This window comes from Psychrobacter sp. SHUES1 (assembly GCF_001652315.1).
Taxonomy (GTDB): domain Bacteria; phylum Pseudomonadota; class Gammaproteobacteria; order Pseudomonadales; family Moraxellaceae; genus Psychrobacter; species Psychrobacter faecalis.
In genome coordinates, this window is record NZ_LXWA01000046.1 from 1 (window position 1) to 25,410 (window position 25,410).

Below are 25,410 nucleotides of genomic sequence, written 5' to 3' on the forward strand. Positions count from 1 at the left end.
ATGTGTATAGTGTTTCATAACGTTCTGATATGTAGGAGTTGAAGTTTGAAATGCAACACGGCACATCTTACTCTTCAACTCATTCTTTTAAAACGTTGCACTTCTTATTTGAATCTAGGAAATACTGTTTTTAATTTTTTAACCATTAGATTTGCGCTAAGGTCGTATTTTTATGAAAAAGCTGATTGTTTTATTGATTGTCATTGCCGTCGCTATCTATGGCGGTTCGCCTTATTACAGCGCTTATCAGCTTAAAAATGCCTATGACGCCAAAGATGGTGCAACGATCGCAGCGGCGATTGATTATGAGCAGGTGCGACCCAGTATTCAAAATCAGCTGACCAGCCAATTTGCAGTGACCATGACCAAATACCCATTGGTTGCCGAACTTGGCGGCGCGCCATTAACCGAAGCGGCCAACGGCTTTATTATCCAAGCGGTCGATGGCGCCATTACACCGCAAAATATTGAAAAACTGATTAACACCCAAGGTCAAGCCAATACCGCGACCAAGGAGCTTGCCGCCGCATGGGCGATAGCCAGTAATCAAGTCGATCTTAAAAATCTGATTCAAAATTTAATCATTCAGCGCGGCGACGTCAATGCCGTGGTCAAAAACCAAATGCAGCAAATCATGCAAAAACAAGCGGCCGAGCTTGAGCAACAAGCGGCGCAAGGTACGGATAGTGACAAGCCAAAACTGGCTTATTGCGGGATTAACTGCTTTACCATTAGCGGTCAGGTGAAAGGTTATCCGCTGACTATCGAGATGCAGCGCGAAGGTTTGATAAATTGGAAAATCGTCGATATTGTTTTACCGCAATAGCTGTTACTACAATAGCTGTCACTGAGATAGACTGATAGAATCAATCATTAAGCACCATTAAAAACTGCCCTATGGACATCGCTCATAGGGCAGTTTTTAATGGTTACTTTCTATGTTATAGACTTTTTAATAATCAGAGCTTTTAATAATCAGAGCTCTTAATAAACAGACTTCTTAATCATTTATTCTACACCCAAGAACTCTAAAAACTCTGGGCTCTCAAAGCTTGCTTGATAAAGGACGCCGTCTTCGCGGTAAATAGCCGGCGTTGCCATGACCGCAAGCCCTGCTGATTTTTCACGGTTAGGCGTTACATAATCGGCTTTACAGCTGGCTGGTGCCGGCGTCATTTTACCTTGTAGCATTGCTTTATCAAAAGCTGTGCGGCGGCTGTCCTCACTACCCTGACACCAGATAGCGCGCATTTGCTCAGGCGACTTTTCATAGATTGGATAACCGATGGTTTTTACCGTCACGCCTTTAGCATTAAGCATGGGTAGCTGTTGATGGAGACGGCGACAATAAGGACAATTGACGTCATTAGCGACATAAATAACCGCTTTCTCAGGGCTGGTGGCAGGATAAGTAATCAGTTGGCTGTGGTCTAAGGTTGCAAATACCGCTTGGTTTTTAAGGCGCTCAAAGTTGCTATCAAGCCCGATAAACTGACCGTTTTCAATCACTGATATCTCACCATCGGTGATATATTGCCCATCGTCTGATAGTAGAAATGGCACACCTTCTAGCGTCGCACCCCAAATGACTCCCGGCACGGCGGTATAAAAGAACGGCGTTTTGGCACTCATGTTTTTTAGCGCGCCCATATTTGCTAATAGGTCAGATTTTAGGCTGGCACTGACGGGCTTGCCCACTTGCAAGCTGCTGCTACGCGCTGGTGTTTTTGTGACGACGCGTTTGCTTGGATTCTTTTGTAGCTCGCCTTGGATGACATATTTACCTTCTTTGGTGATATGCAGCGGCGGCTGGCCTGCCAAATTCACTTGATACATATTGGGCAATTTAGAGGGCACAATAGAAGTGATTTGCGTTTTGATACCAGCTTGGCTCAGCAGTTGGCGTAATTGACTATCGACAGCTTTGCTCACACTGCTAGTCGCTTGCGTACTTTGTATACTTGCACTATTTTGCGGCGCTTGGTTGACATTATTTTTGATAGTGTCAGTGGCGCTTTGCTGCGCACAAGCGGTGGTGGTCAATAATATGACACTCATTAAGCTGGCAGATTTTAACAGAGAGAATTTCACAGAAGACTGTCCTATTGATTTTTAATAGCAATACTTTAAAAATGCTCATTATTAATAAAGCTGACTATATTATGTAAAAATATAGATTAAAAAAAGATAGGCAGACTTTAGCACAAGGACAGTTTTTGCAAAGGTATTAGGGCTTAATTTTGCAAAATTGCTACTTAGCTTTAAGAGATAGGCAACACAGACAGTGGCCAGGGAATATAACGGTAAACAGTGGACATTAAAAAAGCAGCGCACTTTTTCATGGCTGCTGTTTTTGCAGAAAATTTTTATGACTGTTTAAGATGCAGCAAAAACCAAACTTAGAATTTAGCGACTTCTTCCGGCGTTAAGAAACGACTGTCGCCTTTCTCCAAACCGTCTAAGGTAATATGACCAATACTGGCGCGATGCAGCTCGGTGACCCGATTACCAAAATAGCCCATCATACGTTTTACTTGATGATATTTACCCTGCTCCAAGGTCAAGCGTGCATGGGTTTCATCAATAAACTCAAGGGTAGCAGGCTTAGTTTCTTCGTGGTCGCCTTCTAAGAGAATACCTTCAGCCACTTCTTTGACGGCATTGGCTTGCGCGTCGCTGTCCATGGGACTTGCTAATGTGAGCTCGTATATTTTGGCATGCTCATGTTTAGGGCTGGTCACGCGGTGCAACCAACTGCCATCGTCACTGATAAGTAGGGCGCCCGTGGTATCGACATCGAGGCGTCCTGCAATACGCAAGCTGCCAAGCTCAGGTACCGCGATTAGCTCGGTGACGATAGGATATTCTTTGGCTTTTAAAGAGCATTCAAAACCTTCGGGTTTATGGAGCAAGATATAGCGATTACCAGTCGCAACCGACAATGGCTCGCCCGCCCACAGTACTTCATCGTTGACGATATCGACATGCAGCCCTGGATCTTTGACCACCGCATCATTTACCGTCACTTCACCGGCGTGCAAAATCCGCTTTGATTCTTTGCGCGACAGCTCAGTGGCTTTACTTATAAATTTATCTAGACGCATACGCTTGACTACCATTCGTTTTATACTACCAACCTCGTATTAAAAGCCAACTATACAAGCACGGCTCTCCTGCTTGTCCGCTGTCTTAAACGGTGAGAAGTGGTACTATAATAAAAAATTAAATAAACACTGCGCCCAATACGGCAGGCAGTGAAAGTTAAGTAAGTTTACCATATCCAACCTAGACCTGATGAAATATGAGCTATCAAACGCTAAAACATGCGGTCAGCACGCGCTTAGACATTAAAAAGTCTGAGTTTATTGCCTACGCCTATCCTGTTACCTCGCGCGAGCAAGCTATGTTTCACGTGGAACAGCTACGCGTAAAGTATGCCGATGCGCGTCACCACTGTTGGGCGTATATCATTGGCGACCCTAATAACACCACCAGCGCAGGTTTTGATGATGATGGCGAACCAAATGGTACGGCAGGACGACCGATATTAAATGTCTTACAGCATAAATCTATCGGCAACGTCATTATCATCGTCGTACGTTACTTTGGCGGTATCAAACTCGGTGCAGGCGGTCTAACTCGCGCTTATGCAGGTTCTGCGCAGGCGGCCGTCGATGAAATGGTACTGCTCCCGTACGTGCCGATGGCGCAAGTACAAATAATCGCTGAGTTTGCCACCGAAGCACAGTGCCGCTACGTGGTCGAAGATTTAGGCGGCCATATTGATGATGTGACTTATAGTAAACAAGTGACCTTGACCGTGACGCTTGCTGAAGCAGATATCGATCACTTAAAAGAGCGGCTGGCGATGGATGGGCGTGTCTTAGAGTCGCCATAATTGATAAGTATGTATGCAGAGCCATTTTTCTTAGTTCTTCTGAGTGGTAGTTCTAGATGAATTGCTTTGAGTGACCATACGTTCACTGAGCGTTCACTGAAAAGCATTGGTTTTGGCAACCGCCGTCGGTATGATAAGGCATTGATTGTTAAAGACGATTTTAACGATCATTCATATAACCATTAAATAAGAAACCTTTATGCCAACATCGAAACCACATAAAACCTTTACCCCTACCCCATTTAAACCGCCATTTTGGTTAAGCAATCCACACTTACAAAGCATTTTACCCAAATTTTTTGCCCCTAAAACGCCGACTTACCGCCGTGTGGTCGAAAAAGACTCCTTGGATGAAAGTGATATTGCCTATGACTTTTATGATGCGCATCCTATAGACGCCGATGTTATAAACTCAGCAGGTAATGGCGAGCTTGAGCAAACCCCATTAATCGTTCTATTTCACGGTATGGAAGGCAGTAGCGACAGCCATTATGCGCGCGCCTTAGCGTACCAGATGCATGCGCAAGGCTGGCACTTCGTCGTCGCCCACTTTCGTAGCTGCGGCGGTATTCCGGCGAGCGGTCGCGTCTTTTATAACGCCGGTGACACCGGCGAGCTGCACCATATGCTTGAGAACTTGCGCAAAAACTTTGCCCATATCTATACGGTAGGCGTGTCGTTAGGCGGTAATGCACTGGCAAAATATATGGGCGAATATGGCGACAAAGCGCTCTGTGATGGCGCAGCGGTGATTTCAGCACCTGTCGATATGTCGTCGGCGGCGCTTAGTATGCACAGCTTTTTGAGTCATCGTATTTATACGCCGTATCTGCTGAATCCCATTATCAAAAAAGCCTTGGCGAATGACATTACTAAAGATGAGATTGACTCTATCAAAGCGGTCAATCGTATCAGTGACTTTGATGATATCTTTACCGCCCCGCGCCATGGCTACCGCTCTAATAACCATTATTATCACGCCTCATCGGCACTGCCTTATTTGATAAAAGTGACCAAACCTTTATTATTAATCAGCGCCAAAGACGACCCTTTCCTTGGTTTTACCGCCACGCCAAACGACGTCTCCGATACTGTCACGCTTTTAGAAACCGAGCATGGCGGGCATGTGGGTTTTATTCGTTATAACGTCGATAAAGACAAATCGACGCATCTTTATAAACAATCAAGGTTTGATATCAATTGGTTGCCCGAAACGGTCAGCGCTTATTTTGAGTCTATTGGCGTGCTGTCTAACCATTGATAATGACATTTGCCACTCTGCCAAACTTTAGTCTTTTTACTTAACCTTTAACTCTTTGAGATTGCGCCATGTATCCATTTATTCGTTATGCCAGTACCATCGCTCGCGCCGCACTACAAGTAAAAAAGGGCAATACCTTAACGTTTAAAGATACCAGCGAGATTAGCTTTCGCTGTCGTCTGACCGATATTGATAATTTCTTGGAGATGAATAATGGTCGCGTGCTGACCCTTTTTGATATGGGACGTACCGATTTTGCGGTACGGAGCGGACTTGGTACACAGCTCTTAAAGCAGCGTTGGGGTTTGGTGGTCGCTGGCAGTACCATCCAATATCGCAAACGCATTCGCGCCTTTGATAAAGTCACCATGAAAACTCGTATTGTCGGCTTCGATGAGCGCTGGATCTATATCGAGCAGTCGATGTGGGTCAAAGGCAAGCCTTGCTCCTCTGCCCTACTGCGTACTGGCGTCACCGAGGGCGGCAAAGTGATTGAAACCTCGCGTGTCTTAGCGGCGTTAGATCAGGCGGATTGGGAGCTACCGCCGAGTGGTTACGTGGCAGAATGGATTATCAGTGATGCCGACCGTCCGTGGCCACCGCAAGCTTAAGGCTAATAACTCAACGGTTTTCGTAAGTCATAAGCACCACCTCTTAACCAAGTAACCTTATAAGTACTGTATAGCTACTATTTGCTAACAATACATTATATAAATAAGTATATTAAATGTTAGGATGGTAGTGAGTTTTTTACTCAACTGAATAATGTTTAAATAAAAAACAGTCTACTAAGGAAAACAATATGGTTAATAATACGGAATATGTCGGCACGCTATTTGATAATAGTGACTCAAACCCAAGCAAAATTACTTTAGCTTTTACCATGGCAGGAATTGCCCTGAAGAAAGGGCACTCTGCTTCCGTGATTTTGATGGTAGATGCGGTGCATTTGGCATTACCAAACGCCTTGGATGACGTCAATATTGGCGCGCCGTTTGAGCCTGCGAGCGAATTACTTGAAGCCTTTATCGAAAAAGGTGGTCAAGTATTGGTCTGCGGTGCCTGTATGAAACATAATGGCGTCGAAGAATCAGCCATTGATAAGCGCTTTACGGTCATCAGTGGTGATGATGTGGTTGAGCTGCTAATGAATACGAAAGGGTCGTTGCAGTTGAATTAAGCGTTTAAGCTAAGCAATATGTTTATAAAAATAGGTTGGTTTCTCAGTCGTCATTTTGATGGTTTGGGGGCTGACCTATTTTTTATTTAATTATTAATTACTAACCTTAGAAAAATATCGCTTTTATAGTGAAAATCTACTGCTTTTATCGAATAACGAAATACACATTATCTAACACGCTCGCCGTTCAGCTTTGCTAAAGTAAGTCATGCCAATTTTCTAATAATACTATTTTTAAAAATCAGAGTAGTAAGGAAAACGAGTGCTAGTACTACATTAAGTAGACTAAGCGAGTTTGACAGCGCTAATCGTATTTTTAAGCGTAGTATAAAATAACAAGGACGCCCGTCATGACCTTACTAAATACCTTTGATTTAACCTACCCTATCGTACAAGCCCCGATGGCAGGGGCAACCACGCCTGATCTGGCAGCGACGGTGAGTAACTTTGGTGGACTGGGATCATTAGGAGGCGGGACGACGGCGCCAACGGTTTTAAATGAGCATATTAATATCCTTAAATCGCTCACTGATCGCCCCTTTATGATCAATCTAATGGTGTTATCCGAGCACGATTCTACTACTTTGGATAGCAAAATTCCTGCTTGGTTAGACGAGTATTATCAGGAAAACAACATAGACATGGCATTACCTGAACGCCCTGCGCTAAACTTTGCAGAGCAACTTCAAGTGCTTTATGACAACCCTGTTCCGGTTGCGAGTTTCACCTTTGGCATTATCAGCGCCGAGCAAGTTCAGCGTTTAAAAGAGTTGGGCACACGCGTCATTGGTACTGCCAATCATCCGTTGGAAGCGAAAGCATGGGCAGATATTGGTGTCGATGCGGTCTGTATTCAGGGCTCGGAAGCGGGCGGCCATCGCGGTGGTTGGTTGCCACAAAGCGCGAGCGATCCATTGGGTTTACTGACGCTGATTAGTCAAACGCGCGCTTGCACCGATATTCCTTTGATTGCAGCGGGCGGTATTATGACGGGGCAAGCGATTAAAGCGGTGCAAACGGCTGGTGCTGAGCTGGCGCAAATCGGTACGGCGTTTTTGACCACCGATACATGCGCTATTAATGATACGTATAAGCAAGCGCTACTTGATGCCAGTCTGGGTAAGCGCAGTAGCGAGACACGTTTGACGCGACTGTTTTCAGGTAAGCAAGCACGCGGATTATTAAATGACTATTTGCGCGATTTTGGTCAATTTGAGAGCGCGCATGAGTTACCGCCCTACCCACAATTAAATGCCATGACCAAAAACTTGCGTGCTCATGCGAAAAATAACCTCAATGCCGAACATCAGTCTTTATGGGCAGGACAAGGGGTCGCTTTGGTCAGAGAAGAAAGTACGCTTGAATTGCTCGAGCGACTAGTAAAAGATTTATAACTTAAACGACTTCATTAAAACCTTATAGACAATAAAAGAAACACCAGAGCATCTGATGTTTCTTTTTTATTTTAAAATAAATACTTTTAACCAATCCCTAACGCTGTGCGTCTACTATATTTCTAAACGCTTTGTAATCGTCTGCCGTTTGTTCCACCGCCTCGATCATCGGTACATGACCAATTTCTGGCATCATAATCACCTGCGCTTGCGGGATGATTTTTTTTATGAGATTGACCGTTTCAGGTTTGATGATCTGATCTTTATCACCCCAAACGACGAGCGTTGGAATTTTATATTGGGCAATGATTTTGGCGCGTTCTTCGACATTATCGGTGACGATTTGCTCGAGGATTTTGGCGTCCAGCGCTTTGTTAGCGATACGCTCTTGGGCAAACACCGCTTTGACCGATTTTGGCAAATATGGCGGCTTATACATGACAAAATCATACATTTTGTAGAAGTCTTCATTGCTCTTAATCAACAGCGGATTGTTCTCTAACGTCGCGCCTTCTAATGATTTAGGAATGCCAGCTGACCAAAAACCTGCGCTATCGACGAGCCATAGACTTTTGACGTCTTTAGGGTATTTTGCTGCGTAAGCTACACTGATAGCGCCGCCCATCGAGTTGCCGCCGACATGAATATTGGACGCTAAGCCTTTCGCTTGCAGCAACTCATGTAAGCGCGTCGCTTGCGCCTCCGAGCGATAATCAGCGCTCATCGGTTTGCTTGACTCACCAAAACCAAGCAAATCAGGAATGATGAGATGATAGCCTTCTAACTGACGCGCGATACGGGTAAAGTTGTCTTTATTACCGCCAAAGCCATGAATGAGTAATAACGGCTCGCCAGCCACGTTGCCGTTTTCGGCATAGACCATCTTATCGCCAGAGGCCAATGTCAGCGCTTTGATTTCTAAATCAGACTTATTACGCTCATACTGGATAATCTTTTGGGTGGTATTGACCGCTAATTGATTGGGCGCGGTGGTACAACCGACCATAGAAAGACTAAAAAGCGCGGCAAGAGCTAGGCGTTTTAAGAGCATCGAAACATCCTTGTTATAGTTATTAGAGAGAAAAGTTAAAGGCGGTTAAATCGCAATCTTAGCATAAGACTATTAAAGGCTAGTTTATTTAGTCAACAATTTATCGATGTAATCGGTAGCCTTGTCGTATCTATCATCATAGTTGCCGCTGATAATGTGATAGCGCACCCCAAACTCATTTAATAAAGATTTTAGAAATTGATTGTTTTTATCGCGAACTTGCACTTCACCAAAAGACCTCAAGCCGTCACCGACCCACTCAATATCTGTTTCCAAAAACAACCACAAGTCATAATCTTGTAGTTCGGCGATTTCATCAAGTATACTTTGTCTTATGCCCAGATAAGCCATCGAAAAAAACTGGGTCGTAATTGCTTCTGTATCCACGAAATACACCTTGTTTGCCGTCTTTCTAGCTTGCCTCTCATGATATTTATGTTCATAAGCAATCTGGGGAAAATCTTCAAGCAAGACAATTTCAGCGTTTATTTCCTCATAAAACTTGCGCCCTGCTTCTTCGACATAGCAAGTGTCGTAACGATGGGCTAAATTTTTTGCTAATGTAGTTTTTCCCGTACTTTCTGTACCAACGATAACGACACTTTTGACAAAACAAGGCTTTACCGCGTCGGGCAACATATCCCAATACTCAATCGCGCCGTCACGACGTAGCTGGCTTGCGGATATAGGATAAAGCTTACGGTCGGCGTCGATGACAATATGCTTTGTTTTAGGATATAAGTCATCGAAGTAATCACTATAACTTGGTTCAGAACTAAAAATAAAATCAATGGGCTTGCGTATTAATGCTTTAATCCTATCAGCGCAGCTTTGCCAGTCAGGCTCAGCGTTAGCATGAGCTTGGGAATAAGCATTAGTACCAACATCGATATGAGTATCAGCATTTTTCTTAATATTGGTTTCTTCTATTGCATAGACGTGTACATTATCCAGCTCTTTAGTAATTTCATGCCACCAACGCAGTCTTTGCTCCACCGCTATCGGGGCGATTTTACTTTTATGAAAATAAACCTCACGTTCAAACATCACGTTATAAGTCACTATGAGGTAAAGCTTATCGACCATAGCTGCCGCTTTGCGCATCGCATGCACATGCCCTTTATGTACTATTAAGAACTTGCCACCAAACATACCTATCGTTTCTTTTTTCATATTGTCATTGTTTACTCTCGATTAGCTTTAGTACTACTACTGCCTATTAATACATTATATAAAAAAACGTTACCAGTCTAACCAAGATAGCACAGACAAGGTCATCTATAATGAGGGTTTTTATGTCATAAAATATAGCCAATTTGGATGGCGCAAAAGGATAAACATTGAGTAAGACAACTACCTCCACTGCTAAAAGCCGTGACCTCACCCAAGGGTCAATTGCCAAAACCATGCTGCTATTTGCCTTGCCAACCCTTGGCTCATCAGCCTTGCAGTCGTTGAACGGCTCGATTAATGCCGTCTGGGTAGGTCGATTTTTAGGGGAAGAGGCGCTGGCTGCGACGGCAAACGGCAACATCTTGATGTTTATCCTCATCTCCTTCGTTTTCGGTTTTGGTATGGCGGCGACTATTTTGATAGGTCAAGCTATGGGACGCCGTAATGATACGATGGTGAAAAGAACCATGGGCACGGCGCTGGGTAGTATTATTCCGATCAGTATATTGGTATCGGCAATCGGCTGGCTATTTGCTCCACTGCTGCTTAACCTGCTTGGGACACCAGCAAGTGCGGTAGAGCTTGCGCTGACCTATCTGCGGATGATTTTTGTAGCGATGCCTGTCACTTTAACTTTTACGCTGATCATGATGGCACTACGCGGAACGGGCGACTCTACCACGCCGCTTTGGTTTATCATTATTTCGGTCGTTATCGACCTGATTTTGACGCCGGTGCTGATTTTGGGTATCGGCCCCTTTCCTGAATGGGGTATCTTTGGCTCGGCTTTTGCAACTGCTGTCGCCAATGCTCTAGCGCTGATTGGTATGATTGTCACTATGTATTTGCGTGGTTCTGTGCTGACACTTAAGTTACCCGAGCTGCGTTTTTTACGCGCAGACCGAGATATCCTAAAGTCGATGTTTTCAAAGGGTCTGCCGATGGGGCTGCAGATGATTGTTATCTCATCAGCAGCGCTCACAATGCTGTCGCTCATTAACCGCGAGGGCGTACAGACAACGGCCGCTTATAGCGCGACGCAGCAGCTTTGGACCTATGTGCAGATGCCAGCGATGGCGCTCAGTGCAGCGGCCAGTGCCATGGTCGCACAAAATATCGGTGCCAATCAATGGAACCGTGTGGCGGGCATCACGCGCTGGGGGCTTATCTTTAACGTGATATTGACGGGCGCTATGATTGGGGTACTAAGCATTTTTGATGAGACTATTTTGGAGCTATTCCTTGGTAGTGACAGCGCCGCCGTGCCGATTGGGCGCCATATTCAGTTGATGGCGACATGGGGCTTTATCTTTTTTGGCATTGCGCAAGTATTCTTTGGCACCATGCGTGCCAACGGTTATGTGGTTTGGCCGCTTATCGTCATGGTGATTTCGATGTATCCTGTGCGCCTTGGCTTTGCGTTCGGGCTTTATCCACTCCTTGGAGCCGATGCGCTTTGGCTATCGTTTCCAGCTGGCATGGTAGCAACGGCGTTGATGGGCGCAGGATTATATCTATACGGCGGCTGGCGCAAAGGTAAAAACATGCCCGCCGAAGAAGCAGCGCAAAGGTCGGAGGAATTTCGCGCTCATACCGGCACCAGTGCCTCGTTTCGTGATATTTTACCGACCACAGTGTGGAAACTCTCGCCTTTACGCCGTATTACAAGGCTGCGTCGTCGACTACAAAAACGCCTGCAAAAACACCGTATGAGAAGAAAACATAAACGTTCCTCGCGCGGTTTATAGGTAGTCAATGCAATGGGTTTAAGTTCAACCGTTTTAAAATTAACTATTTTAAAATCACTAACCTTAAAATCAAGAACTTAATAAAAAATCCACCGCTGCTGCTGCATGAATTGCAGTGGTATCAAATACGGGAATGGGGCTGTCTGCTTGCTGAATCAGCAATCCAATTTCGGTACAGCCCAAAATGACGCCCTTTGCGCCTTTATCCGCTAAGCCTTCAATCACTTGCTGATAATACTGGCGTGAGCTATCAAGTAGCTGACCTTGACACAGCTCCTCATAAATAATGCGATGTACCTCTACCCGTGTGCCTGTCTCTGGTATTAACACTTGCAAGCCTGCATCTATCAAACGCTGTTTATAAAAATTCTCTGTCATGGTGAACTGTGTACCAAGTAGCGCAACTTTGGTTAGCCCTTGCTCCTTAATCGCCGCAGCGGTGACATCAGCAATATGAATAATCGGTAAGTTGGTAGCGGCTTGAACGTCATCGACGACTTTATGCATGGTATTAGTCGCGATAAGCAAACCTTGCGCGCCAGCCGCTTGCAGACGTTTGCCGCTATTGGCCAATACTTTACCCATTTCATCCCATGCGCCTTGTGCTTGCAGCGCCTCAATCGGTGCAAAGTCCACGCTATGAATCAGTAAATCTGCTGAATGCAAATTGCCAAGTCTAGCTTTGACACCCTCATTTATCAGTCGATAATAGCTTTCGGTACTCTCCCAACTCATGCCGCCGATGATGCCAAGCGTCCTTTGTTTACATGAGTTTTTGGATAAATGTTTTTCTACGTTCTGCGCTAAATTACTTGGATTGGCAGACATTTTTATCCTCATAGAGTTGTTTTGGATAGTGCTAAGTTTACTTCATCAACATGAATGGCGACAAATTATTAAAACTGAATGATAACAATATAATAAGGCGGACTTGATGATTGATAATAACCATTTTACCTCGCAGTCATCACGCGTTATCATAGTCGCCGCTAAGCATGAACAATGCTTTATCTCATCCTCTCTCATCGCAAAATATCACGTTTACAGCAGCAGTGAAACGTGGCTCTCATCAAGCAGGACAACAGAACATTATGGCAAACTTCCCGACCGTCAGAATACGCACGCGGCGCAAATACTATCGGCTGATTTTCACCTTTTTAATGGCGCTGATGATGTCGACGATTATCTCGACGGCCCTGCTACTGATCAATGTAGGATTTGTCGAAGGCTTTTTTATCACGCTGTTTAATTCGTGGAAATATGCCTTTATGGTCGCTTGGCCGAGCGCCTATATTTGCGCCTATTTAATCCAAGAGCACCTGCTGAGTAGGATTGAGTTTTATTAAAACATAAAAGTTAATAAATCATAAAATTTAGTAATTTATAAACTTTAGTACATTATGCCAGCGTAAAAACAGCTAAGATAGGCTAAAAACCGTTTTTAATCAGAGGCGACTATGAGCCACGCACGGCGTACTATTGAGCAGTTACTGCAGCAAGATATCCTCTCTCTTAAAAATGCCGAGGCAGCAGCAACGCATCTAGAAGTCTATCCGAGTAAACGCAGGTGGCTAGACTTTTTTGATAAGGCGCTGCTGATTATTGGCGCGGTAGCACTGGTCTTATCCCTAGTGTTTTTTATCGCTTATAACTGGCAAAACTTGGGCAAAATAGGCAAATTCGCTTTAGTTGAAGGAGCGCTGACGATCACTATTGCGCTTTATGTAGCACTGTCTTTTAGGCGACAATTTCAACTGATTCGGCAGTTATTATTACTTATCGCTAGTATTATTACCGGTAGCTTATTGGCGCTATTTGGGCAGGTCTATCAAACAGGCGCTGATACGTGGCAGCTTTTCTTTGCTTGGGCGATACTGATTACACCTTGGGTAGTTATCGCCCGTTTCCCTGCGCTCTGGCTGCTTTGGTTAGGGCTAATCAATGCATTTTTGCTACTCTATTTAGATGTCGCAAATCTACAATTTATTAAATATAGCCTGCAAAACGTCTCTCAAGTAGCCATCCTTGCACTATTTAATTTTATTGCCTTTTATAGTTGGCTGATTGGTTTCGATAATAAAACTTCCTCTTCTACTCCCTATCTGTTTCATCGCATTAACGTTAAAAAATCCACTGCTCAAATAAACAGCGCTCAAACCAATTCCAGCTTGCATTGGAGCACTTATGTCGTCGGTTTATTAAGCACGTTTTTTATGACGTATCTGGCGATTGTCACGGTCTTTGATAATGGCAATATCTGGGCGACGCTTATCGCTACCATAGTATGGTTAGGCTGGTGCGGCTTTATGCTTTGGCAGTTTTATCAGCGCCGTCTTGATTTACTGATGCTGACCTATTTGTCGTTTTCTATCATTATTGTGGTGATGTTTCGGGTCGGCAAATGGCTGTTAGATGATTTTGAGGGGGGTGGATTTCTACTATTAGCCTTGCTACTTGTTGGCATGAGCTCTGCGGCAGTTGTGTGGCTGCGCAAAGTTGCTTATATCAACAATGATGACACTATCTCTTCTATTATTAAGGGAGACAGTGATGAACAATGAGCTGAATAATATCAACCATAACAAGCAACAGCCCGAGATTTTGCTATTACAACAGCAGGGATTCATCGACGCACAAAACGTCAATGATAAGCTTTTAAATAATGCAGCTGCAGCGCCTAGCCCGTGGTTTATCAGTTTGCTTTTTGGTTTTAGTGGCGTATTTGCCAGTTTATTTTTTATCGGGTTTTTGACCTTAATTTTAGACAACACCGGCTTGCTTGATAGTACGCTAGCGCTATTTATTATTGGCGCGATATTAAGCGTTAGTGGCGGATTCTTATTTTATAACGCCCGCTTGCGCCATAGCGCTTTTTGGAACAGTTTAGCCTTTGCAGTTACTCTAGCAGGTCAAGGTTATATCGCCTATGCTTTACTAGCGAGTGAGATTACAGAGCCGCTCAGTATAGTACTATTGTTCCTTGTACAACTGTTGATGACGGTTGTCATTCCCAATTTTGTCTATCGTTTATTGAGCGCAACCTTGGCTTTAGTCTGCCTACTTTACCTGTTAAATTACTATCACTTATCCGAAGTCAGCTTAGGATTATTGGCTTTGATAACCAGCGTGACTCATTTACAGCGTTATACACTCGCTGTATTTATCCCGAGAAAATGGCGAATGAATGCGTTAGAAATCATGAGTGCTATGGGCTATGCGAGCGCCTATGTCTTGCTCAGCATTTCCGTCTATTTTATCGCTGCGGAATATGGCAATAGCTTTGATAGTGATGGAAAAGCCTTTAGCTATAACTACTACCTGGCCCAAGGGCTATTAACGCTTGCCAGTCTTTATGCTGCTTATCTCATTTTAAAGCGCTATCACAGCAAATTATTATCAACAGCAGGACTACTCATTAGCGCTGCGATTGTATTACTTGGGATCATGTCTATTTATGTCTCAGGCTTATTGGCCACCAGTTTGATTATTATCATTGCTACTGCTAATAGCCAACGCGTGCTATTAGGAATGGGCATTATTGCCTTGGTCGGTTATATCTTTTGGTATTACTATCAGCTCGATACTTCTTTATTGGTCAAGTCCGTTTCCCTGTTTGTTATTGGAATCGCGCTATTGTTGCTGCGCTGGCTGCTTATCAAAAGCTATTTTACGAAGATAAAACCAAGCGCTAACGACAATCAGGAGCGGCTGTCATGAATGATAAAATTTTGACCAAGCGCTTGCTTAAGGGCACATCAAAGACCCATTGGCTACGAAAACCGGCTGTCACGATTATTATTGCCCTTCTTGGATTGGCGCTGGTATTGGTGGTGATGACGAGGAATATTATTAAATACGAAAACCATCTCGCGACTGGCGATACGGTTTTATTAGCGCTTGCACCCGTTGATCCACGCGGCTTTATGCAGGGCGACTATATGACGCTTAGCTATGCGCTAGAGCGTGACGTATTTGCCGCCTTAAATAAAGACCCCGGTAGCTATCCTATTAACGAACAAGGCTATGTCATTGTCGCTTTAGACCAACATAATGTCGGACAGTTTAAGCGCTTAGCGGCTAATCAGCCTAGAAATCTAGCCTCTAATGAGATGGCGCTTCACTACCGTATCCGTAACGGCGTAATGCAGCTTGCGACCAATGCTTTTTTCTTCCAAGAAGGTCATGGCGAAGCATTTGAGGCAGCAGAATATGGGCTATTTCGGATTAATGATAAAGGGGAGCCGCTACTGACCAATTTAGTAGATGACGATTTTAAGGTTATTAGTCCAGAGCAGGCACATGCAGAACAAATAACCACAGAACAAACTGCTAATGATTAATGAAACCAACTAAATGCTGCTCACTTAACGCTGACTACTTTGCTTTACCAAAGTAATATTGCGACAAGCAAGCTGGGTTTGCTACTGTTGATGGCTACAAATTTATTCGCTCGTCAAAAACATTTGAAACAAACTTAAAATTAAAAAAAGGATTTATTATGCGTAGTGCAACCTATGATCATTTTGGCAAACCAACTGAAGTATTGAGCCTCGGCGACCGTCCTATCCCCGAGCCAAAAGCCAATGAGGTGCGCGTCAAAACCATTCTCGCCTCCATCCATAACCATGACCTACTTACCATTCGCGGTCAGTACGGCTTTAAACCTGAAATGCCGGCTATCGGTGGTAGCGAAGCCTTAGGCATTATCGATGCCGTTGGTAGTGAGGTTAAAGACTTAAAAGTCGGGCAACGCGTGGCAGCTGCCAGTGTGCAAGCAACGTGGGCAGAGTATTTTGTCGCATCAGCCGATATGGTGTTTCCTATCCCTGATAGTTTAGAAGATAAAATGGCCGCGCAGCTGATTGCCATGCCGCTGAGTGCGTTGATGCTATTAGAGTTCTTAGAAGTAGAAAGCGGTCAATGGGTTATTCATAACGCCGCCAACGGTGCCGTTGGTAAATCGCTTGCCATGCTAGCGGCGGCGCGCGGCGTCAAAACCATTAATCTGGTAAGAAGTGACGATGCCATAAAAGAGTTAGATACTCTCGGTATCAAAAACAATATCAACACCTCAGATGATGACTGGAAAGAGCAAGTCAAAGCGATCATCGGTGATGATAAAATCAGTGCGGCGGTCGATTCAGTCGGCGGTGAAAATAGCGGCGATTTGTTATCGTTACTCGGTCATGGTGGCACCTTCGCCGCCTTTGGCGCGATGTCGGGCAAACCTATGGTCATCAATCCTACCCATATGATTTTCAAGCAAGCGGTGATGAAAGGCTTTTGGGGCAGTAAGCTCAGTCAAGAGATGAGTGTGCAGAATAAACAGCGCCTAGTGAATGAACTGATCGATAGAGCGGTAGACGGACAATTAAAACTGCCTGTAGAAGCGGTATTTGATTTGGCCGATATCGTAAAAGCGGTCGATGGCAAATTGCAGTCAGGCAAAAAAGGTAAGGTATTGCTAAAGCCTTAAACTATCGTTAACTTGTAACTTAACTAACCTTCGTTTTATTGACCATGGCAGCGTTCTTTATTAAGAGCGCTGCCATTTTTTATGGCGACTTTTTATAACCTATCTCTTATAGCCTACCGCGCAATATCCTGATAAATAGCAACAACGTTCCTTTACCAAAGTCAGGTTGCGGCTTGCAAGACCCGCTTGTTAAGGTTGATGGGCAATTATCTACTGACGTCGCTTAAAAATTAAAACATTGAATTAAAATAATAAAGGAAATCATCATGCGTAGCGCTACTTATAACGAATTTGGCAAACCTTCAGAAGTACTGAGTATCACCGACAGCCCTACCCCAGAACCCAAAAACAACGAAGTCCGTATCAAGACCATCCTGTCCTCTATTCACAATCACGACATCGTGACCATAAAAGGCGAATACGGTCATAAACCTGATTTGCCTGCCACTGGTGGCTCTGAGGCGGTTGGTACGATTGATACGTTAGGTAAAGACGTCAAAGGTTTTAAACAAGGTCAGCGTGTCGTCGTGTCTGGCGTATCAGGAACTTGGGCGGAATATTTTATCGCGCCGGCAAAAAGCATTATCCCTATTCCAAATGCCATCGATGATGAAATGGCCGCCCAGTTAATTGCCATGCCGATGAGTGCACTGCTATTGATTGAATTTTTAAATATTAAGCCCGGTCAATGGCTTATCCAAAATGCCGCCAATGGTGCGGTCGGTGAATCGATGGCGATGCTAGCGCCTGAGCGTCATATCAATACGATTAACTTGGTACGCAGTAAAGAGTCAGAACAAGAGCTTATCGAGCTTGGTATCACTGAAAATAACATCGTGACCGATGATGACGACTGGAAAGAGCAAGTACAAAAAATCGTTGGTGACGCCAAAATAAGCGGCGCGGTCGATGCGGTCGGCGGCAAATCAGGCGGTGAGCTGCTGTCACTACTCGGTAAGCATGGCGCAATGGCATCATTGGGGTCGGTGTCTGGCGAACCGCTGATGCTAAACCCGAGCAATCTGATTTTCAATTTGACTAAAGTTAAAGGTTTTTGGGCAAGCGATTTGATGCAAGAAATCAGCGCCGATGATAAGCAGCGTTTAATTAAAGAGCTGATTGAGCGTGCCTCAAGCGGTATCCTAAAACTCCCTACTGGCGGCATCTATGATTTAGACGATATTCAAAAAGCGGTTTCAGAAGACGTCCAGTCAGAGAAAAAAGGTAAGATATTGATTAAGCCTTAAGCTGCTTTTGCAAAGAGCATTTACTATAAAAGCAATAAAAAAGGATTCAGACAATGTCGAATAACAAAACCTTTAAAGCCTTAGTGGTTCACGAGACTAGCAACGGTGAATTTAAAAAAAGCATTGAGCAGCGCAGTGTCAGCGACTTGCCTGACAATGATTTATTAATCGAAGTCCATTATTCATCATTAAACTTCAAAGATGCTATGTCAGCATCCGGCAACAAAAGAATCACCAAACACTACCCGCACACACCCGGTATTGATGCCGCTGGTGTGGTGGTCAGTGATAAGTCTGGAACCTTTACGGAGGGTCAAGAAGTCGTAGTCTTTGGCTATGATTTGGGCATGGATACCGATGGCGGTCTCGCTCAGATGATATCTATCCCTGCCGATTGGGCGGTCGAATGTCCGTCTTCGCTCACGCTAAAAGAAGCCATGATCTATGGTACGGGCGGTTTAACCGCAGCGTTAAGTGTGCAAAAGCTTGAGAAAATGGGCGCAAAACCGGAAGACGGTCCAGTCGCGGTGACGGGTGCAACGGGCGGCGTCGGTAGTATCAGCATCGCTATATTAAGTCAGCTTGGCTATGAGGTCATCGCCTTCTCTGGAAAGCCTGAGCAAAGCGACTATCTAAAAGCGCTTGGCGCAAGCGAAGTCCGTCATCGCGATAGCATCAATGAGATCGGCGATAAACCTGTCGGTCGCGAGCTATGGGCAAATGCTATTGACACCATCGGCGGCGACTATCTGGCAAACCTACTAAAGCAAACCAAAGCGGGCGGCGCAGTGACCTCTTGCGGCTTGGCGAGCGGCGCTGAATTTACGATGACGGTATTGCCGTTTATCACTCGCGCGGTGTCCCTACTCGGTATCGATTCGGTCTATATTCCCCTAGCTGATAAAAAAGCCATTTGGCAGCGCGTCAGTACTGATATGAAGTTGCCTAATTTAGAGAATTATTGCGAAGAGATTACGCTTGAGCAAACGCCGGAATACTTAGATCGCTTTATGGCTAGTCAGACGGTTGGGCGTTATGTGGTGAATGTGCGGGGTTAAAGCTTAGATTGTTAACAGCTAAATTTTATAAGCAGTGGCGGTGTTCTTCACTTTGGAGAGCACCGCTATTTTTTTAAATCTTATAATAGAATTTTATAAACTCCAAAAATTGCGATTTAATGCAAGAACCATAAAAACACTTATCAACTATAGTAAACTCTATTAGCTTAATAAGAAAATAAGGAAGCCATAGTGTTTGAAATAGGAAAAATCTATAACCGTCGTTCTGATATACACAGTATATATAAAGGGCAACAATATGGTGGCATAGCAACGCCAGCCGAGCATCCATATATATTTATTTTTACCGGCGATGCTGGCGGCGAATATGGCTATATTGATGATTTTGACCCTAACGGCACCTTTAAATATACGGGTGAAGGCCAAGAAGGCGACATGAGAATGACCAAAGGTAATTTGGCAATTCATGACCATCAAAAAAACAATAAAGAAATTCTACTTTTCGAATCAACATCACGAGGCTTTGTACGGTTTTTAGGGTATTGTAATTACGTTTTTCATCATATTGCAGAACGACCAGATAGAAATGGCGAGCTTCGTGACGCTATCGTTTTTCATCTAGATATAGTTAATACTAAAAATACTGATATAGCTCAAACTCTGTCCCCTAAAGTAGTTGAAGCCCCTAAAGCCGTTTATATCACTAAGCCTAGTAAAGGTAAGTCATTACAGCAATTACGAGAGATTGCCTTAAGTTCAACACCAACCCACGCAAGCACTAAAGAAAAAATTCAATCTATTCAAAACCGTAGTACAGCCATTAAGCTATATGCCAAAAAAAGAGCTAATGGTATATGCGAGGGATGTAATGAGACAGCTCCATTTGAAACTAAATCTGGACCTTATCTCGAAATCCATCATCTAACTAGGTTGGCAGATGGTGGTGCGGACTTACCTCAAAACATTATTGCGTTATGTCCTACCTGTCATCGAAAAGCTCACTACTCTTTAGACTGTTTAGAATTTAATAATCAGTTAATAAACAAAGTTGCTGCTATCGAAGCAAAACTTATCGAGTAAAACTTTTATGTTTAAAACAAAAAACACCCAACCAAGTTGAGTGTTTTAACTAAAGAGAAGTGCCGCTAAATCAAATTATTTTTTCTTCTTTTTCTCAGCACGTTTTTTCTCAATCAGGGTTTGAGCAGTAGTATTTTCTTCCCACCAATCGCCCATATCTTGCCAGTAGAGATAAGCCTGCTCTTTACCACCAATTTCGATACCATAACTATTGATACCCATACCGCGTGGTCTAGGATGACGCTTTTTAAGAATTTCATGCGCCACTTCAGGCAAGTTATCTTTTGCGATATCCCACTCTTTTTCAGCCTTATCTAATTTATCTTGATAACAGTAAGCCAGCACCTTACCGAAAGCGATATTTGCAAGCATATCCTCTGGATAGTTGCCGCAAATTCGAATTATTTTCTGATACTCTTCGGTAAACATGTACCATTCTATCAGCGCTTCACGCATACCTAGGTTATCATTAGGGCAAACTTGTAGCAGCCTTTCTCCCTGCTCGCAGGCTTCATCAAAGCTCATATTGTCAGCATAGACATTTGCCAGCTGAAACAGCGCTCGCAAAAAGGGACGGTTCTCCATGATGCCCCATGGCAGCTTACTTTTTTGCCAATTAAAGTTTTTGGGGAAATACTCTAAGTATAGGCGCATACATTCGCGGCTACTCAATAGTGCTAAAAAGCTGTCGTCATGCTGCTCACACAAAAATGCTAAGTTAAAGTAAGCATCAGGGTCATTCATATTCTCTAATACTAAAAACTGAGCAATATCACGAGCCACTTCATAACCTTCTTTCTCCAGCGTCATCTGTATCACTTGGAATGAGGTTGGCGGCTGCTCATCAAAGTCTTGCACAATTTCATGCTGAAATTTGGTCATGACTTCATTCATAATATCGTTGATATCACGACCTCTTTTTACCTCGGCATCTACAAAGGCTTTTATTTTAAGATTAAGCGCTCTACCAGCGCCAAGCGCATTTGATCTATTGTCAGCCAACTTATCGCTAACGTCATCTTCAAACATCCACTCGTTTTGTCCCACATGAACCAGTTTCATAGTCCATCACTCCTTTGCGTTGATATTACAATCATAGCGTATGAATAATTATTCCCACTCAATCGTCGCCGGCGGCTTACTCGACACATCATAAGTCACGCGAGATACTTCCGCGATTTCATTCATGATGCGGTTCGATACCGTCTCAATCAAATCATACGGCAGATGCGCAAAGCGAGCCGTCATAAAGTCTACGGTCTCAACGGCACGTAGCGCGATCACCCACGCATAGCGGCGACCATCACCGACCACGCCGACTGATTTAATCGGTTGGAATACCGCAAATGCTTGCGCAGTCTTGTCATACCAGCCTGAGCGCTCCAGCTCTTGCATAAAGATGGCATCGGCAAGGCGCAGGATATCGGCATATTCCTTTTTGACTTCGCCAAGGATACGCACGCCCAAACCCGGACCTGGGAACGGATGACGGTAGATCATTTTCTCTGGTAGGCCAAGGGTGATACCAAGTTTACGCACTTCATCTTTAAACAAATCGCGTAATGGCTCGACCAACTCAAACGCCAAATCGTCTGGCAGACCGCCAACGTTATGATGGCTCTTAATGACATGCGCTTTGCCTTGATGCGATTTTGCTGATTCGATAACGTCAGGGTAAATCGTCCCTTGTGCCAAAAATTCAATGACTTTGCCATCGCTTTGCGCGCTGATTTCACGGGCGCTATTGGCGAACACATCGATAAAGGTTTTGCCGATGATTTTACGTTTGGCTTCGGGATCAGACTCGCCTGCTAAGGCGTTTAAGAATAAATCTTCGGCATCGACACGGATGACTTTGACACCCATGTTTTCAGCGAACACTTGCATCACCTGATCGCCTTCGTGCAAACGCAAGAGACCATTATCAACGAACACACAGGTCAGCTGATCGCCAATGGCTTTATGCAATAGCGCGGCAACCACTGAGCTATCGACACCGCCGGATAAACCGAGCAATACTTGTTTGTCACCGATTTGCTCTTTGAGCTGTGCCACGCGCATATCGATAATATTGTCAGGCGTCCAATCGCCGGCGCAGTCGCAAACCTGATGGACAAAACGACCCAATAACGCTTGACCTTGTAAAGTATGCGTCACTTCAGGGTGGAACTGTAGACCATAGTACTGCTTGTCGTCATTGGCCATAATGGCAATCGGACAGCTCGGCGTACTGGCGATAATATCAAAGCCTTGCGGCGCTTCGATCACTTTATCACCATGACTCATCCAAACGTTTAGCGTGGTCGCGTTGTCTTCACTGACGTGGTCTTCGATACCTTCGGTTAATTTTGAATGACCATCGACATTGATGGTCGCGGCACCAAATTCATGGATATCGCTGGCATGAACTTTACCGCCGAAACGATCCGCCATTGCCTGCATACCGTAGCAAATGCCCAATACTGGCACACCAAGCTCAAACACGGCGTCATTGATACGCGGGCTATTTTCCGCATGCACGCTCTCAGGGCCGCCCGATAGGATGACACCTTTTGCGCCAAAGTCCGTGATGCGCTGGGTGTCGATATCATAAGGGAACATCTCACAAAAAACGCCAGAGTCGCGTACACGGCGAGCAATCAGTTGGCTATATTGCGAGCCAAAATCAAGAATAAGAATACGATCTTCTTTGATAGTAGGGATAGCAGCGGCAGTGGTCATAAATCGATGTCCATCAAGAAAAAATTAGTGCCCTATTTTAACAAGTTTGCGCCTATTAATGGCTATTAGATGGTGAATTATTGACGATTTTTGCGAGATATTACGCCTTGATAAGAATAATACGCCAACGCGAACCCCAATAATGCCGCTACTAAATAAAAGTCATAAATTTTTATTATACAAAAGACGAGTCTATATGAAATATTTGTTTATATTGTGCTATGCTCAAACGATAAATATGTTTGCTTTAGGATTGGTGATTGGCATAAGCGCTTAATATCGTATGATTTTTACGATAACCCTGAGCCTAATCATTCATCTATGCTGAGTAGAAAAACTGAGTCAGCTTCAACCGAATCCTTTAGTATAAAAACTGTGATAACGAATCGACAGGTATGTCCCTATGAGCATAATCAAATCTCTTATTCGTAAAACCACCAACTTTCCTGCTACCAAAAACACTGATAATAATTTAGAACCTATCCAAAAAAATAATACGGCTACTAATTCGACTGCCAATACGCCTATTGAGCAGACGCGCTGGAACGGTTGGGGCAATGTCAGTATCAATAAAACTGTCTCGCCGCATGGTGCAAAATTAATAAAATCACATATCGGTAAAACCAAAAAACTGTCCTCTGTGAGCTTACAACAGGTACTCAAAACCGTACCAAAATCACGCCTGCCTGCTGCGCTCACCGACCTTAATATCGTCTCAACTGATAAAGAAGTGAGGCTCAGACATGCGCGCGGTCAAAGCTTCCCTGATTGGATAGCGATGCATGGCGGCGACTTTGAAGTATTTCCTGATGGAGTCGCTTTTCCTGAATCGACCGCTGATGTCGAGACTTTATTAACGCTCGCCAATGAGCATGACTTAATTGTCATTCCTTTTGGTGGCGGCACCTCAGTCGTTGGACATATCAACCCACAAAAGGGTTCACGTCCAGTCCTTACCATCGCCATGAGCAAGATGGATCAGCTGCTTGACTTAGATTTTGAGAGCCAAATCGCAACCTTTGGCGCGGGCACACAAGGGCCAGCTGTCGAAGCGCAATTGGACGCGCACGGTTACCGCCTAGGACATTATCCGCAGTCTTGGGAGCTATCAACGCTTGGTGGTTGGATTGCCGCGCGCTCTAGCGGTCAGCAGTCATTGGGCTACGGACGCATCGAGCAGCTATTTGCCGGTGGTACATTAGTCACTCCGCAAGGTGTGCTCAATATCGCCGATATTCCAGCGTCATCAGCAGGACCTGATTTGCGTGAGATGATGATGGGCACTGAGGGTCGTGCTGGTATTTTTACGACAGTCAAAATGCGTGTACAACCGCAGCCTGAGGAAGAACTGTTTAAAGTGGCTTTCCTGCCTAATTGGGAAGCAGGTAAAGAAGTGCTTAGACAAGCGGTGCAAAAAAATGTTCGCTTATCTATGTTACGTCTCAGTAATGCCGTCGAAACTGATGCGCATCTGCATTTAGGCACGTCACCGAGTCAATTTTTAGCCATTAGCACCTATCTAAAAGCCCGTGGACTAAGCTCAGATAAGGTTATGCTCACTTACGGCGTATCAGGCGATAAAGCGCAGAATAAATTGGCGCTGACACAGTTTAATAAGCTGTTAAAGCAGCACGGTAGTGTCACGGGTAAAATCACTGATATCATGGGCAGTGTTTGGACGCATGGGCGCTTTAAATTCCCTTATTTGCGTGGCACTTTATGGGACAAAGGCATCATGGTCGATACCTTTGAGACCGCGACCAATTGGAATAATATCGACGAGCAGATGCAGCAGATGCAAGAAGCGGTGCAAAACGCCTTGGCAGATGAAAATGAGGCGGTTATGGCCTTTACTCATATCTCACACGTCTATAAGCAAGGTGCGAGCCTTTATACCACCTACTTTTTTCGCGCGGCAAAAGACCATGCGACTACCTTAAGCCGCTGGCAAAAAATCAAACATGCTGCCAGTGTTAGCCTTGCTAATGGTAAAGCGACCATCTCGCATCAACACGGCGTTGGCCGTGATCATGCGCCATACCTTGCCGCCGAAAAAGGCAAGCTTGGCATGCAAGTAACCCATGATATGCTCAAAAGCTTAGACCCTGAACAGCGTATGAACCCGGGTGTATTGCTTGAGAAGTAATAAACAAATTAAGAAG

The 25,410-nt window shown here is 44.4% G+C and carries 23 protein-coding genes; 16 read left to right on the top strand and 7 right to left on the bottom strand.

Annotated elements, in window-relative coordinates; all coding sequences use genetic code 11:
* Positions 1-172 precede the first annotated feature (172 nt).
* Positions 173-826, top strand: a complete 654-nt coding sequence (locus tag A7325_RS06025) for a DUF2939 domain-containing protein (protein WP_068405689.1) — start codon at positions 173-175, stop codon at positions 824-826.
* A 182-nt stretch (positions 827-1,008) separates the two neighbouring features.
* Here A7325_RS06025 and A7325_RS06030 read toward each other — a convergent pair whose 3' ends face one another.
* Positions 1,009-2,091, bottom strand: coding sequence for a disulfide isomerase DsbC N-terminal domain-containing protein (locus A7325_RS06030; RefSeq protein WP_068405692.1), 1,083 nt, complete (start codon positions 2,089-2,091; stop codon positions 1,009-1,011).
* Positions 2,092-2,399: 308 nt separating this feature from the next.
* A complete protein-coding gene (locus A7325_RS06035; RefSeq protein WP_068405762.1) occupies positions 2,400-3,104 on the bottom strand; it encodes a pseudouridine synthase in 705 nt (234 codons plus the stop codon).
* Between the two features lie 197 nt (positions 3,105-3,301).
* Here A7325_RS06035 and A7325_RS06040 point away from each other — a divergent pair, with 197 nt between their 5' ends.
* The 5 genes from A7325_RS06040 to A7325_RS06060 all read left to right on the top strand — a co-directional run bounded on the left by A7325_RS06040 (position 3,302) and on the right by A7325_RS06060 (position 7,733).
* Entirely contained in the window at positions 3,302-3,898 is a 597-nt protein-coding gene (locus A7325_RS06040; RefSeq protein ID WP_068405695.1) for a YigZ family protein, read from the top strand.
* 199 nt (positions 3,899-4,097) lie between these two features.
* Entirely contained in the window at positions 4,098-5,159 is a 1,062-nt protein-coding gene (locus A7325_RS06045) for a YheT family hydrolase (RefSeq protein WP_068405698.1), read from the top strand.
* A gap of 68 nt (positions 5,160-5,227) precedes the next feature.
* On the top strand, positions 5,228-5,770 hold the full coding sequence (locus A7325_RS06050) for an acyl-CoA thioesterase (RefSeq protein WP_068405700.1): 543 nt from the start codon (positions 5,228-5,230) through the stop codon (positions 5,768-5,770).
* A 191-nt stretch (positions 5,771-5,961) separates the two neighbouring features.
* A complete protein-coding gene (locus A7325_RS06055; protein WP_068405703.1) occupies positions 5,962-6,339 on the top strand; it encodes a DsrE family protein in 378 nt (125 codons plus the stop codon).
* A 350-nt stretch (positions 6,340-6,689) separates the two neighbouring features.
* Positions 6,690-7,733, top strand: a complete 1,044-nt coding sequence (locus tag A7325_RS06060; protein WP_068405706.1) for an NAD(P)H-dependent flavin oxidoreductase — start codon at positions 6,690-6,692, stop codon at positions 7,731-7,733.
* A gap of 97 nt (positions 7,734-7,830) precedes the next feature.
* Here the strand turns inward: A7325_RS06060 and A7325_RS06065 are convergent, their stop codons facing one another.
* The gene (locus A7325_RS06065) at positions 7,831-8,784 is read right to left on the bottom strand and encodes an alpha/beta hydrolase (RefSeq protein ID WP_068405709.1); all 954 of its coding nucleotides are present in this window, start codon (positions 8,782-8,784) and stop codon (positions 7,831-7,833) included.
* A gap of 84 nt (positions 8,785-8,868) precedes the next feature.
* Positions 8,869-9,957, bottom strand: a complete 1,089-nt coding sequence (nadR, locus tag A7325_RS06070) for a multifunctional transcriptional regulator/nicotinamide-nucleotide adenylyltransferase/ribosylnicotinamide kinase NadR (protein ID WP_068405712.1) — start codon at positions 9,955-9,957, stop codon at positions 8,869-8,871.
* A 167-nt stretch (positions 9,958-10,124) separates the two neighbouring features.
* Between nadR and A7325_RS06075 the strand changes: the two genes are divergently transcribed.
* Complete coding sequence (locus A7325_RS06075; RefSeq protein ID WP_068405715.1) at positions 10,125-11,705, top strand: MATE family efflux transporter; 1,581 nt, start codon at positions 10,125-10,127, stop codon at positions 11,703-11,705.
* A gap of 69 nt (positions 11,706-11,774) precedes the next feature.
* Here the strand turns inward: A7325_RS06075 and A7325_RS06080 are convergent, their stop codons facing one another.
* Positions 11,775-12,533 (bottom strand): aspartate/glutamate racemase family protein, encoded by a 759-nt coding sequence (locus A7325_RS06080; RefSeq protein WP_082894311.1) that lies wholly within the window; start codon positions 12,531-12,533, stop codon positions 11,775-11,777.
* Between the two features lie 224 nt (positions 12,534-12,757).
* On the opposite strand from A7325_RS06080, the gene A7325_RS06085 reads away from it, so the two are divergent.
* The 8 genes from A7325_RS06085 (at position 12,758) to A7325_RS06120 (ending at position 20,527) form a co-directional block, all read left to right on the top strand.
* Positions 12,758-13,051 carry a DUF2798 domain-containing protein gene (locus tag A7325_RS06085; RefSeq protein WP_264753696.1) on the top strand — a complete coding sequence of 98 codons (294 nt, stop codon included), beginning with the start codon at positions 12,758-12,760 and terminating at the stop codon, positions 13,049-13,051.
* A gap of 111 nt (positions 13,052-13,162) precedes the next feature.
* A complete protein-coding gene (locus A7325_RS06090; RefSeq protein ID WP_068405718.1) occupies positions 13,163-14,266 on the top strand; it encodes a DUF2157 domain-containing protein in 1,104 nt (367 codons plus the stop codon).
* On the top strand, positions 14,256-15,422 hold the full coding sequence (locus A7325_RS06095) for a DUF4401 domain-containing protein (RefSeq protein WP_068405721.1): 1,167 nt from the start codon (positions 14,256-14,258) through the stop codon (positions 15,420-15,422). The genes A7325_RS06090 and A7325_RS06095 overlap by 11 nt, the downstream gene beginning before the upstream one ends.
* Complete coding sequence (locus tag A7325_RS06100) at positions 15,419-16,045, top strand: GDYXXLXY domain-containing protein (RefSeq protein ID WP_082894313.1); 627 nt, start codon at positions 15,419-15,421, stop codon at positions 16,043-16,045. The genes A7325_RS06095 and A7325_RS06100 overlap by 4 nt, the downstream gene beginning before the upstream one ends.
* A gap of 158 nt (positions 16,046-16,203) precedes the next feature.
* Positions 16,204-17,181: a zinc-binding dehydrogenase gene (locus A7325_RS06105; RefSeq protein ID WP_068405725.1), complete on the top strand. Its 978-nt coding sequence runs from the start codon at positions 16,204-16,206 to the stop codon at positions 17,179-17,181.
* A gap of 266 nt (positions 17,182-17,447) precedes the next feature.
* Positions 17,448-18,428, top strand: coding sequence for a zinc-binding dehydrogenase (locus tag A7325_RS06110; protein ID WP_068405728.1), 981 nt, complete (start codon positions 17,448-17,450; stop codon positions 18,426-18,428).
* Between the two features lie 53 nt (positions 18,429-18,481).
* Positions 18,482-19,486, top strand: coding sequence for a YhdH/YhfP family quinone oxidoreductase (locus A7325_RS06115; protein ID WP_068405731.1), 1,005 nt, complete (start codon positions 18,482-18,484; stop codon positions 19,484-19,486).
* A gap of 192 nt (positions 19,487-19,678) precedes the next feature.
* The gene (locus A7325_RS06120) at positions 19,679-20,527 is read left to right on the top strand and encodes an HNH endonuclease signature motif containing protein (RefSeq protein ID WP_068405734.1); all 849 of its coding nucleotides are present in this window, start codon (positions 19,679-19,681) and stop codon (positions 20,525-20,527) included.
* 75 nt (positions 20,528-20,602) lie between these two features.
* Here A7325_RS06120 and A7325_RS06125 read toward each other — a convergent pair whose 3' ends face one another.
* Complete coding sequence (locus A7325_RS06125) at positions 20,603-21,589, bottom strand: tetratricopeptide repeat protein (RefSeq protein WP_068405737.1); 987 nt, start codon at positions 21,587-21,589, stop codon at positions 20,603-20,605.
* A 48-nt stretch (positions 21,590-21,637) separates the two neighbouring features.
* A complete protein-coding gene (gene guaA / locus A7325_RS06130) occupies positions 21,638-23,248 on the bottom strand; it encodes a glutamine-hydrolyzing GMP synthase (protein ID WP_068405740.1) in 1,611 nt (536 codons plus the stop codon).
* A 403-nt stretch (positions 23,249-23,651) separates the two neighbouring features.
* Between guaA and A7325_RS06135 the strand changes: the two genes are divergently transcribed.
* Positions 23,652-25,394, top strand: a complete 1,743-nt coding sequence (locus tag A7325_RS06135) for an FAD-binding oxidoreductase (RefSeq protein ID WP_068405743.1) — start codon at positions 23,652-23,654, stop codon at positions 25,392-25,394.
* Positions 25,395-25,410 lie beyond the last annotated feature (16 nt).